The 13,952-nt window shown below is 31.4% G+C and carries 4 protein-coding genes; all 4 read right to left on the bottom strand.

Annotated features, from left to right (window positions below; all coding sequences use genetic code 11):
* Positions 1 to 3: 3 nt before the first annotated feature.
* The 4 genes from K8354_RS17300 to K8354_RS17285 are packed head-to-tail and all read right to left on the bottom strand — an operon-like array spanning position 4 to position 13,847.
* Complete coding sequence (locus K8354_RS17300) at positions 4 to 1,743, bottom strand: GTPase (protein ID WP_223443837.1); 1,740 nt, start codon at positions 1,741 to 1,743, stop codon at positions 4 to 6.
* Between the two features lie 46 nt (positions 1,744 to 1,789).
* Positions 1,790 to 5,821 (bottom strand): Eco57I restriction-modification methylase domain-containing protein, encoded by a 4,032-nt coding sequence (locus tag K8354_RS17295; protein ID WP_223443828.1) that lies wholly within the window; start codon positions 5,819 to 5,821, stop codon positions 1,790 to 1,792.
* Positions 5,822 to 5,824: 3 nt separating this feature from the next.
* Complete coding sequence (locus K8354_RS17290; RefSeq protein WP_223443825.1) at positions 5,825 to 8,641, bottom strand: DUF8741 domain-containing protein; 2,817 nt, start codon at positions 8,639 to 8,641, stop codon at positions 5,825 to 5,827.
* Entirely contained in the window at positions 8,634 to 13,847 is a 5,214-nt protein-coding gene (locus K8354_RS17285; RefSeq protein ID WP_223443823.1) for a DEAD/DEAH box helicase, read from the bottom strand. Before K8354_RS17285 ends, K8354_RS17290 begins: the two co-directional genes overlap by 8 nt.
* Positions 13,848 to 13,952: the final 105 nt, after the last annotated feature.

Genomic DNA, 13,952 nt, shown 5'->3' with positions numbered 1-13,952 from the left:
AATTTAATTAATTATTAGGCTTTCTATTTCTTTTAAACTATTATTTATTTTCTCTCTCCAATCTAACATTTCATTTGGAACGTCGTTCAATTGCTTAAATCTTTGAAAAACTTCTGCTTCAATTGAATCGTATTGTTTTTTAATAATTTGATTTCTAAATTCTTCTTTTAACTTATCCCTTTTAATTCTTAATTCATTTGAAATTTTTGCCTTTGCCTTTGCTTTACCACCATCTCCAAAAAATAGTTTTGAAATTCCCCAACGTGCTAATGAAATAGCACCACCCCAAGGACCAAATACAAAACCACCAAAAGCAGCAGCAAAACCTGCAATATCAGCAAAAGAAACATCTAACTCTGTAAGACCCTCTAAATTAATATTACCTATTTGTACTGTATTAGAAAATAACTGATTGATATTTACTTTAGAATAACGCTCTAATTTTTTTAATCTATCTTCTATTCTTATAATTAAACTGCTATTGTAATATTTTAGTGACTTAACCAATGTAGTTTGTAGTCTTTTTGATTGGTATTCAACTAAAATTTTAACTTTTTCTTCTTTAACATTTCCGTCGTCAATCATTCTGAAAATTTCTGTTTGTAATTTTCTAAAATGATTGTCAATCGATATTTCTAAACTATTTTTACATTTAGTTTGATATAGTTTGATATCTGATTTTACTGTTTTAAAGAATTCTTCTATTTCAATTCTTGTTTTTTCAATTTTTTCTTCAGAAATCTCTATTTGTTTAAAATCACTTAAGTTTGTAGCTACTTCACGTAAAACACGGTTTAATTTTTGCTTGTTTGCTTCTAGTATTACAGACTCCTCATTTTTAGATTTTATCTCTATAGTGTCTATAATAGAATTTAAATTAGAAAAAGTCCTTAATTTATCTTCTGTTTTAAAAACTTCTAAAAAAGCTTTCTTATCAGCTTTAAAATCATCTCTTTCAATTTCACCAACACTTAGATACGCTGCTAAAGAATTTATAAACAAATCACCATTATACTGTTTTCCTAATACTTCTTTTAAGATTTCTTTAGATTGCTCGTTTACCTCTGACGCTTTTAATGCTACTTTACCTTCTTTATTAAGAATTCTCTTGTATTTTGCTGCTTTACCTCGATTGTTACAAATGCTAATAACGGTAGCTTGTTCGTTTAAATATTTATTAATTTTTTTTACGGTTGCTGGCTCGGGTTTTTTACTATTTCCGTAAACATAAAAGACAACATGTGCTTTTGTTATACCTCGTCTTAGTTTAGCGTCTATATCATCTAAGTTTCCTTGTTCATCTCCTTCTATACCGGGCAAATCTATCAACCCAATTTTTTTTCCATTGCTGTTAAAATTGTGATAGGTTACCTCTTTTGTAAAATCTTTAGAGCCATCTCCAATCGTTTTGCCATTCCTAGGTACATCCAAATAAGATAACAAAGACTCTATAGTTGTACTTTTACCTGCATTCGTTTCACCAAAAAAAGCTGCATTTAATTGCGCCCATTCTACATTCTCTTTTAGGTGATGCGTTATTTTTTTAATGTTTTCAATTTCTAGTTTTACAAAAGCTTTAAGCTCGTTAAAGAAATTATCTTCATTCCTAGAGGTATAAATTGTCTCTGGAGGTTTTAAATCTAATAAAACATTTGTCATTTTTTCAAATGCCTTCTCTGCATTTGAAAGGATTTCAACTTTATTTACTAGTTTTTTTTCTTTTTTTGGGTTTTCAATGCTCATTTTTTTTCTTTTTTCTTTTAACAATTATTCTTCATAATCTAATGTACTACTCCACCTCCAAAATTACATACCCAACCCCACCAAAATTAAAGCTATCTCCAACCTTTCTACCCAACATAATTTCTGCCAAAGTTGAATCTGTTGCAATTTGTTTAAAGGCTCCTGTAAAATTCCCTTTTGTAGCTTTTTGAGTAATGTGGTATTTAAAAATAACACCTTCTTCATTTTTAATAGTAAGCTTCCTATTTTCTTTTATTTCTTTGGCAACGTCATTGAATAAACCATATTGCTCTTTTGGTTCTTCTAAAGCAGTTACTTTTTTTCTTTTAACAGGTTTCTTTTTACCATCACTAAACGTTATATCTTCAGGTACTTCTTGGTTTTTTTGTTTGTAAAAAGCAACAACATCTTTCTTTTTATGCAAACCTTGTTTTACCTCATCTTCATAACGTTCATGGTTTAAGAGTAACAAGCGTTTTAAAACTTCTTTACGTGCATCTGGGTGAACGGTATAACGTACTCTATCATTTTCTGGTAAATAGTCTACTTCATAAAAATCATGAAGTAAATTAATGTCTTGCCAACCATATGCTGCTAAAACAACATTATCCATTTCTTTATATATTTTGCGTAGTTCAACAATGCCATCTTCTTTATTCTTTGAATCATTAAATAGCCCATTTAAACCTGTTAAACCTATATTGTAATTTAAGCATAAAGCTTTTCTTTTTGAAATATAACTTGTAACAAGCTCTTCTAGATTTGAAAAATCATTTGGAAATGGAAATGTTTCAAAAGTTTTACCTGGAGAATAGTTTAGGTCTGCCTTCATCGTAGTGCAATACTTCCAAGCCCAATGAACATGAAGGGAAGATTGTAAACATCCCAAATGAGTTTTTCCAAATTCAGGAAATACTACCAAAGCATCCGCAAATACTTGGTTTGCTTCAACAATTTCAAATGCAACAGTTTTACTAATTCTTGCAATAACTAGAGCTTCATTTTTAGATTTTAATAACTTATATAATTCTATTCTTGGCCTAAGGTAATTCCAAAAGTCATCTACCTTTTTTATGTCATCATTATTTAAAGTCTTTCCATCATTTTCTTTTTTTCTATTTGAAGCTATCCGCTCCTTAAGTACAGTATCTTCAACCATATCGAAACATTGCTCGTACTTTTCCGCTTTTTCTTTTTTCCAATCAAAGAAATTAATAACCCAGCGTTTTGCTTTTTGATCGATCGTATTGTTTAAATCTTGTCCATTTAAAAACGGATATAATACATTTTTGTATTTTGAATTTGAATTAATAATTCGATTAGCTTTTTCTTTTTCAATCACAAATCCTTTTCCTAAAATGATTGAGCCTTGGAAACTTTTATTTGTGTTTGAAACTAATGAATAAGGCTCTCCTAAAAACTCCTGATTATCTAGATAAGTAGTAATATATTCTACTTTTTTTTGATCTAACACCAAAGTTTTAATCCATTTTCCTTTAAAGATAGTTACGAGGGCAACTTCAACCGCTGCTAATCCCGGCCACTTCATTGATTTCACTGCATAATTTATGGCGCCACCTTTTTCTTTAATAATAACTAAACCATCAGTTCTAGCATTCCCTTGAGCTATAGTATTAGTAGATATTAATGATTGAAATCCTCCCTTTTTAATTATTTGAAATATTCTTCTAAAAAAGTAAGTAACAAGATCTACACTGCCTATTGGTGTGTATTCATATTTTATAAATTCCGTAAATGGATATCCATAAGTACCACTTAATTTTTGTCCACCTAAAAAAGGAGGATTTCCTAAAATACAATCAAAACCCCCATTGCTAAATACTTGTGGAAATTCTAAAAACCAATGAAAAAAACGTTTTTTAACTGCCATTGCATTTGCAGCTCCACGGTCTATAATTTGAGCACCCGAGTTTAAATAAGTTTTGTATTTTTCGTTAGTAGTTAGTTTCTCTCTGTTTTCAACTGTTTTGGGTATAAAAAATTGCGCTACTTGCAAGTCTGCTAAGTTTTTTAAACGGTACCATTTTTTATCTGTTGTTAAGTTTTTATAAGCCTCTGCTTTGGCTGCAATTTCTTCTGGTGAAGATTCGGGTAATGCTACAAATGTTGCAAATTCTTTTTGTATGCCTTGTAGGTTTACATCTTCTTTTTCGGTATCAAATGTGCTAATTTGTTTGGTTTTGCGTTCTGCTGTGTTTTTCTTTCTTAGCGTTGCTGCAAACTCTTTGTCGTCTCCCGGTAAGGTTTTAAAAGCTTCTGTGGCAATACCGTTTTGTAATTCTTCAAAATGAGCCAAACCTACAATAGCGTTCCCACATTTAATATGATGGTCTAAAAAGTTTAAAGGTTCGTTTGGGTTGTGTGCTTCTAACCACAATGCTACTTTACACAACTCTACTGCCAATGGGTTTAAATCTACCCCGTAAATACAGTTACGTATCACATCTTTCATTGCTGCTCTGTAATAAGTTGGCGAAGGTTGTTCTGCACCTTCACGTATACTAGCCAATTCTGTTGCTATTTTTCGCGCTGCAGACAGTAATATATGACCAGAACCACAAGCTACATCACATACTGTAATAGAAAGAAGTGCTTCTTCTGGATTTGATTCTTTTAATTTATCTGCGATGATATACTCTAAAGAATGTTTTATTAAGGGTTTCACCAATTCTTCCGGTGTATAATGAGAGCCAGAACTAGAACGATCATCTCCTGGTATAAAACTAAATTGAAATTGTGAACCTATATTTTGAACTACAGGTTTGTAGTCTAATAACCCTTCATAGATAGAACCAAACTCCTCTACATCTAAATCGGAATAATTGACACGAACTAATACTTTTTGTTCGTTTACAAAGGTTGTTAAACGTTTTAAAACTTCAATTAAATTACCATTGCTTAAAAACTGTTCTTTTAAAATGCCAATAGCATTAGATGCAAATAAACCACTGCCTAGAGGTTTTATTCCTAATTTAGCTCCATACTCTTCATGTTCAAATATTAAAAAGGTAGTTTTTAAACTTTCCCATAAATCGTATTTATCCGCATCTACATAGACTCTATTTTCTGTTAATTTACGTAAGCGTTCTATACTATAATATCGATAATATACCTTTCTAAAACGTTGTTGTTCTTCTGTTAAATCATCAGGATAAATTAATTTGCGTTCTTCTAAAACAATTAGAAAAAGTATTCTGTAAATTAAACTTAATTGTTGTGTATAATATTGATCAGCCGAAATTGAATTCGTTTCAAATAATTGTATCAATTCTGTATTGCTAAGATGCTCTAAAAAACCATTTGCTAATGTTTTGATAGAGTTTTCCACGGCTTCACTTAACTTTTCACGAATGCGTGTACCCGAAGCCATACTTTCTTGATGGTAATACTCAATAACACTTTCTGAACCGCCATCAATTTTATCTGGCATTCGTGTTGCATGCAATACACGAAATAGTAGAGAGAAATCTGCATATAGCTCCTCTTCAAACATGCGTTCTAAATCGAACTCCACATAACTCATCCTTACCAATCTTGTAGCATCACGTAATAATCGTAATTGCTTTCCATTGGTAACTAATGCGTATAAATGCTCTGTATTGTTGAGGTATTCTTGCACCAATGCATGAGGAGATAAACGCGGACCTCCAACATCTCTTCGTTTGTCTAAGTGATCATTATACCCCATAATATGAATTGGGTAATGATCTTTATTAGTAGCACCATGACTTATTGCGTAAGACTTGCCATTTACCAATTGTGCCTTTTGGCGAGAAACTTCGAATCCTAATTCACTTAATAAAGGAATGATTAAACGTTCTCTCGTTAGTGACGTTCCTGTATCTCCTTTTGGTAAGGTTTCTAGTCTTTTTTTATAGGCTTGCCAATGTGTACGCATTATTGCCCAAGACATTCCTATCTCATCTCTTAATGAAGCAGTTCTTGCTAAACCAAATGCTTCCGGTTGTTGGTGTTTGAATTTTTCTTCTGAACGAATTTTGTCTAAAATCTCTGAAGAAAGAATATTTCCTTGTATGTTGATGCTTGAAAAGTTCATAGTCTACAGCATTTTAGGTTTAGGCATTAATACATAAATACCGATAACATCTGGAGGTAAAACAGGATGCACTGCTTCATATCTTCTCCCTCCCACTAATTCTTTAAATCTGCCATGAGATGCTACTAAGTGCATTGCTCTTTCTTCTGACAAAATTTGTACTTCACTTTTTAAGGTATGATACGTTTCTTTTACCTCTGTAAATAATTGTTCTTGACGTTCTTGAGATATATTTACAGCACTTTTCGCTTCATTTAATAGTTTTTTACAAGTTTGATAATCTAGTATTTCTTTAGAGCTCTCTTTACCACTATACCCCCACAAGTACAATTCTTCTGCAATTAACTCTCTATTTCTGTTTACTTCTTTAATTACATTTCTAACTCTAAATTGCACAATGGTAGTTCTTGCTTTTACTGCATCTGTTTGAATTACGGCAGCACGTGCAATATGATTGACCCCTTTTTTAGGCTCAAAAGCCAAAGACATCATTAGCTGCGCTAATTGCTCTACCAATTTATGATTACGACCAATATATATTCTTCCTCTAGGTGTTGGAGAGACAAAACTCAATGGAATTTGGGGTGCATCTGGTAAAGTCCTTTTTAAATGTTCAGGTAAGTTAAATGGGTCTAAAATATAACCTTTATTTTCTTTGTTTACAGTTGCTCCTAAGGTTCTACAAGCATGTATTACAAAGTTTTCAACCGTCTTTACATCACCTATTACTTCATCTACTTCTTTTAATTCCTTTTCAATGGCTTCTGGCTTTATACTTTCATGTGCAAAAATAGTACGTAGTTTTTCTGCTTTTTGTTTGGCTTGTTCAAGTTGATTTGTAATTATTTTATTGGCATTTGAAACCTCATCTCCAAAATCTATGGCCATTTGGTTTTCACTTAATACTGCTTTTGAAGGATCTAATAAGACTTCTTTTAATACAGCATCCATAATAGATTTATTCTCGTCTCCAATAACAATTGAAACCCCAGTTGCTTTTTGAATGTCTCTAACTTTTTTAATCAATACTTTTAAAACCACACTATCTATAGGGTTGTCTTCGCCCCATAATAAATAAGCATATACTGTTTCAGCTTCTTGACCATAACGATCTACACGTCCTTCACGCTGTTCTAAACGATTAGGGTTCCAAGGTAAATCATAATGTAATACTGCTGTAAAATGTTCTTGTAGATTAATTCCTTCAGACAAACAATCCGTTGCAATTAAAACGCGCTTATTGCTTTTACCCATTCCGTCAATCATTTCTTTACGTTGCTCATCTGCAAATTCTGAAGTGATGGCTTGCACATCAATACCTTTAGGTAAAGCGCTTTTTAATAAATCTCCTAAATATTTAGCTGTTGCAATATAACGGCAGAAAATTATAGGATAGACGCCATTACCTACCCATTCTTTTACCTGATCAATCGCGAATTTTGCCTTATTATCATTTTTTAAGGTCATTAATTGCTCAACTTGCTTGATCAAATTATCTATTGTAATTACATCTTCTGACTGTAATTCTAATTGTTCCATTAGATCTGTTTCCAATATATCTGAATCTTCATTTTCAGCAGATAATAATGGGTTTTCAACTATGATCTCATCACTAATGATTTGTTTAGCTCTTTTTGCTTTTAACATATCCAATCCTGCTCTTGGACTAGACATTACTCCTCTTAATAATGCTAGTGCTGCCCAATAATGTGCAGCACCTTTATTTGTTTTTTCTCCTTTTCTAGTTATTCCTTGAGCAAAACTTAACACTTCTGTATAAAAATTTTTATAAGCTGTATTTAATGTATAACCAATTTCTTTTGTTTCTCTATCTGGAAAGGGAGTATCTTCATTTAACCATCTTTTGATATTTGCTCTTTTTCTCTGGACAAAATATTTAGCCAATTCAACTCTTTGAGCTTGTGTAATATTTTCAAAATCTAAAGCATCAAACTTTGGGTTTAATAACCCTAATAGTGAACGAAACTCAGTATCTTTTCCACTATGAGGTGTAGCTGTTAATAATAATAAATGTCTTTTATCATCTTGAGCTATATCGTGCAATAAACTATAACGTTGTTGTTGTGTTTTTGATTTTGCCCCAGCAGGTAAAGTACAAGTATGTGCTTCATCTACAATTATGAATTCAGGACAATCTGTTAGAAAAATTCCTTTTTTAGAATCTTGTTTCACATAATCAATAGAAATTACTTGATATGGATAATGATGAAATACACTTCTATCATCAGGTATTTGCCTCTCTAATCTTGCAATTGTTGAAGAACGAATAATTTCCGCTTGAATGTCTAATTTGTCTTTTAATTCACCTTGCCATTGTTCACATAAATGAGGTAAACAAATTACTGCAAAACGATCTACTTCACCACGCTCCATAGCTTCTTTTAAAATCATTAAAGCTTCTACTGTTTTCCCAATACCTACATCATCTCCTATTAACAAACGAGTAACCTCTTGTTTTAAAGACATTACTAAGGGAATCACTTGGTAAGAACGAGGACGAAATGATAACTTACCCATACAACGAAAAGGACCTGCTGCATTTCTAAATGATAATCTTGCAGCCTGAAATAATAATTTAGCCGATTGAAAATCACCAATATCTTTTTTTTCTGGATACTCTATTTCTGTATCTGTAATTTCTTGTCCAGGAATTTTAATTGGTAAAAAAACACCTGTCATTTCGTGATCAGAACCTCCTAATGGTTTTATGTTTAAGATTTCTTTATCATCGGAAGGCATTACAATCCATCTTCTACCTCTGTAATTTATTAAAGTTCCAGGTTTATGTTCTCTATTCATTATCTACCACTTTTCTAAAAATATCTTTTCTGCTTTCTGCCAATTCTTTTAAATCTAGATCATATCTCCAAACAATTACGTCATAACCAGCATCTGCTAACAAACCTCTCTTTTTAATATCATCTTCTTTTACAGATTCTTTATCGTGCACTGATCCATCAATAAATACAAATGATTGAGTACCGTTATCACTGTTATCATAAACGAAATCTGCAGAAATGTAATAATTTTTAAAATTTACCTGAGCTCTATCTGGAAGCGCCAAACCTTGGTTGTATAAATAATTTAAAAACTTTAATTCAGTTGATGATTTTTTGTCATAAGCATCTTTTAAAAATTCAAACTGTTTATGATAATTACTTTGTTCATTTTTACCTACTTCAATAGTTGCTTTAAAAAGTAACTCTAAAGGTGTTTTAATAAACTCTCTGTTGATAACCCCATGATGTCTTTGATTGTAATAGGATAATAAATCATCATAAGATGCACGAAGTGCATCTGGTTTATCATCTTCCAGCGTTACTGGATTGTAGTAACATAGTTTATAAGCTTCTTTGAAAACTTCTTTTAGTTTATCTGGATTTTTAATCAATTCAGAGAGAACCCCTAAACTACTTTCAGCAGCTTCATATAATAATATGTTTGCATGCTCTCCAGATCCCATGTTCCAAGCACCCAATTCACTTTCCTCTATTTGAAAAATTTTCTCAATAGCTCTTTTTAAAGCATAAGTTAGCGTAATAACGCCATCTTCATCAAGTCCTAAAGTTTTTACTGGTTGTATATATAAAACATCTGCTGTGTCTGTTGCATATACATGTACTTTTTTAATAGGATCTTTTTCAGGTTCTTTTTCTTCTTCTGATGGGTTTTTCCAAAAACCTGTATTTAAGCCAATATTGTATCCATTTTCATCTCCTGGCTTCGATCTTCTCCATTTTCTATTCAATTGCAATAATCTTGCAGAAGGACCATAGCGTAATTCTAACAACAATTCTCCATTATAGGTTAACTTACTTTTTTGAGTGTTTCTAAGTCCTCCAGAAAAAGAAAAGTATTGTTCTATATCATAGCCTGATGATGATCGTTCTTCCTCTTGTGAAGAAATACGTTCCATTAGTTTTGTTTGACTTTCAGCTAATTCTAATAAATTTGGTTTTACTTCCAGGGTATCCTCGTTATTTAATTCTACATTAGTGATTGGGTCATTATTTACACTAACACCTTCAGCATCTAAGAAAACATATCCTGTAGTTTTACTTATTTTTAATTTATGTAATAATTGTTCAGAATCTGTTAACATCATACGATTTACACGGTACTTATTACCCATATGATAAATCAGATTATTTGGACCAAACTCTTTTAAAGCAATAAAACGAGGTCTAGAAATGTACTCTCCTTTATCTCTATTACCAACAAAAGTTCTTACTGGTAAACGTGTAAAATTATATCCTGGTAAAAAACCTTCAGCTGCTAAATACCTGAAAATGTAAAATTCTGATTGAGAGCTATAATTTCGAGAATCATTTAGTAAAAGTTCTCTTTGTCTTTGTGCTAAAAAATGATCTTTATTTGCGTTTTTCTTTTCTTGAGCACCAGACTTGATCGTAGGATCATCCATAATCATTCGTGCTTTATTAATCATTTTCGTTGCATTTCTATATAATTCTCTCCAACGATTAAAGCTACGATCTAAAATTTCGAAATACTTTCTTGCTTGATTTTCTAATTTCTTATCAGAATACCAGTTACTCTCTTTTAATTGAGGTAATATATTTTTTAAGGATTTTTTAAATTGAATAATCCATTTATCTTGATTTAATTCAATCTGCTCTTTTATAAAAGCTTTGATATCTTCTCGAATAGGAAATTTATCCATTTGAGATAAATCTAAAATCTCAGAAACCGATGTTCTAACTTGTGACAGTCCCAACTCCATAAAAATGTATGCATTTAAATGAGAAATTATCAACTCTTGGTTTGATAAATCTAGTTTTGGTGCTGCGACAACACCTGCAACCATTTCTGTAGCATTGTCAAAATAATTTCTATCATGAGGGGAATTATTTGAACAGTAAGTCATTACTAAAGCCGTTTGCCCACTTCTACCTGCACGCCCACTTCTTTGTGCGTAATTAGCAGGACCCGGAGGAACATTTCGCATATGTACCACATTCATACTGCTAATATCAATTCCTAATTCCATTGTAGGTGAACAAAATAGCGCTGATATTTTTCCTGATCTAAAATCTATTTCTCTCTCTTGTCTGTCATGAGAAGGTAACTGACCTGTATGCTCAGCTCCATAAATATTCTTATTTAAATCTGCGTAGTTAATTTTATAATAGTCTTGAAAGTAGGTGTTTGGTTTTATTTCAAGATCAGAAATCGTATTAATTCGAACTTTATCTAATTCTACTGTTTTTTCATTACCTAACTTCCAAACTACCTGGTCTAAACGAAGTCGATACCCCATTACTGATCCTTTTCTTCCTTTTACTTCAAAAGACTGTAATATATTAGCTCGACGCATTACCTCATAAATAGTAATCATAAAATCGGTTAATTCATCTCCTTTAAAAGGGGTTTTACCGTGATACTGATTAAATAGCCTTTTGAAATACTTTCCTAAAGCACTTAAATGTCCACAACCTGCAGTTTCTATACCAAAAGGCAACTTGCCAACACCTCTTGGTATTAGCGTTACTGGAGCTGCAATTTTCTCATTTTCATCTAAGCACCAATTACTATCAATTCTTAGTTTGTCTTTTATTTCATTTGCAAGTTCAGCTCTTTTACCTTCTTCTAATTTACGATGATCTAAAGCAAAAGAAGTTCTAAAATAAGTTGTTATTTGTTTTAATACTTCTGTACGCTCTGATACAGATAACACATTCATTAATGCTATATTTTTCCATTCATCATCATCTTTTGCTAATTGATTTAATGTCTTATAATCAATATCTAATAATGCACATTGTTCAAGATTAGGTGTATTGTAACGCCAACCTCGTTTCAAGTCATAAAGAATTCGAGTAAATAAATACTCTTCTAGCATTTCTTTATTTTTTGCATCTGGATATTTTGGATTTTCAGAAGGTCTCCTGGCGTATTCAATCTCTTTTAACGCCAACTTTTCAGCCGTTTTATTTGCTATATTACTTGCGTTTAATCCTTCATTATTATCTAAAAGAGCATAATATATTGCTGACCTTAATTGAACTGTTGAAATAAAATCATTAAAATGACCTGCCTGTAAAGAGGCATCTTGTCTATTATCCGTAAAACTTAATAGCTTCTGTAAACTTTGATCTAAACCTTCTTGATTTAAAGCTTTTATAGTGCTTAAAGCCGTAATAGTTGTTGCTGTGCTTCTACCTTCATTACCAAGACGCATTAATTTTGTAAACTCATGAACTTTTGAGTCAAAAATTACACCTGATGTAGGATCTAAAAGCAAATGACAAGGAAGAAACCACGCTTGTATTTTTGAACTATCTTCATTTTCTGAAAAATCACCATTTTTATCAATCCAAATTCTTTGAGGTATTTTAGATTCATAATAATTCTCTATTACTCTTTCATCACTCTTTTTTGTCCAGTTTTCCGGTAAGTCAAAAATATCATCATCTTTCCAAATTGGCTGATCATTATTCAATAAAATATATCCATCAGGAAAATCTAATGCACCTAATTGTCTTTTTTTTGTACCTAAAGCTTTACTACCAGCTAAAGAAGTTTTGGTTATTTTTTGAGGTAAGTCACTTGGATTTCTTGGAATTAATATATTTTTATCATAGTCCTTTCTTACGCAAATAAATTCATGCCCAGAATATCTACTAAATAAAACTGGATACACAAAAAGTTCCTGATTTGTTTCATCATCTCTTGTGTACAAGGTATTATCTAAGGTAATCTGTCTATCTTCAGGAATTTCCATTGTTACAGAAACATTACCTGTTTGTGCTATAAATTGATGAAATTTAAAAGGCAAATAGCTTTTACGATTATTCATTTTAGAAGCTTCCTCGTTCAAAAACTCAGCCCATTTTAAAAAATCAACTAGCATACTTTTACATAGTTCAATATCTACATTTGTATCCACTGATAATTCTTGTGCTATTAAGGATAATGTTCTTGGAGTTGCTCTTGTTGTTGTATTATCTTCTAATAATTTTAAAGCTATTTTATTTTCTAACCAAATAGCTAATGGGTGGTTTATGAACATTTCTGACGATTCAGAAATATCTATTTTATCTCTTAAAACTCTTGCTACTTCTTTCAAATTAACGACACTACTTATAGTCGTATTCTCCAAATACTCACCTATAATTTGAGATTTATTAAACTCTTTATCAAAAATTTGCTTCCCTACTTTCGCAACTGCCAATTTTTGATCAGACAAAGTTCCTCCACTTGCCATAGTAGCGGAGGTACCAATACAAATTAATTCATTATTTGAGGAGGCTTGAATTCTTCTTATTAATAAAGATACATCTGCACCTTGACGACCACGATAAGTATGCAATTCATCAAAAACTAAGTATCTTAAATTCTCAAAAATGGAGTCGCGCATTGACCTTTCTGAAGCTCTTGTCATGATTAACTCCAGCATCATATAATTGGTCTGGATTATATCTGGAGGGTTGTTTTTAATATTCTCTCTTTCATCTCCAGATTCTTGCCCTGTATATTTTGCAAAAGTTAAAGGAAAATCTTGACCTGTATTTTCTTTAAAGTTATCAGCGTATTTTTTTATCTCCTCTTCTTGAGAATTAATTAAAGCATTCATTGGGTAAACTAATATTGCTTTAATTCCTGAAGCGTAATTATTTTTTAATAGGTCACTAAAAATTGTAGCTAAAAAAGTTAAAGACTTTCCAGAACCTGTTCCTGAGGTAACAATGAAACTTTCACCATTCACACCTTTTTTAATAGCCTCAACCTGATGACGATACAAATCAAATCCTTTAAAACAATGATTTAACCCACTATCTACAATTTGGTCATCCGCCAATTTTTTAATTGAAATTCCTTTTTCAAATGTTGGATTGAATTGAATTAAAGGTTCCGGCCATAATCGACCTTCTTCTAATTCTTCTTCTACTTTTTTCTTTATTCTTTGATCTTTTATTAATAAAAAACTATTAATATACGATTTATAATCACTTATAATTTGATTATGGACGTTGAATATATTCATTTGCAATTATTTTCTTTTAATTCCCTAATTCTGATTAATTCATTTCAACCATTCTAAATTTAACATTTAGAGTGTGAAATAAAATCAATAAAATTTAGTTTTATT

It is taken from the genome of Polaribacter litorisediminis, from assembly GCF_019968605.1.
Lineage (GTDB): Bacteria > Bacteroidota > Bacteroidia > Flavobacteriales > Flavobacteriaceae > Polaribacter > Polaribacter litorisediminis.
Note: the sequence above shows the minus strand (reverse complement) of the source record. Positions and strands in the feature narration are given on the sequence as shown.

What these genes read in the sequence shown, in the direction of transcription:
- K8354_RS17300 (WP_223443837.1), bottom strand. Translation starts at nt 1,743, where the DNA reads ATGAGCATTGAAAACCCAAAAAAAGAAAAAAAACTAGTAAATAAAGTT.
- K8354_RS17295 (WP_223443828.1), bottom strand. Translation starts at nt 5,821, where the DNA reads ATGAACTTTTCAAGCATCAACATACAAGGAAATATTCTTTCTTCAGAG.
- K8354_RS17290 (WP_223443825.1), bottom strand. Translation starts at nt 8,641, where the DNA reads ATGAATAGAGAACATAAACCTGGAACTTTAATAAATTACAGAGGTAGA.
- K8354_RS17285 (WP_223443823.1), bottom strand. Translation starts at nt 13,847, where the DNA reads ATGAATATATTCAACGTCCATAATCAAATTATAAGTGATTATAAATCG.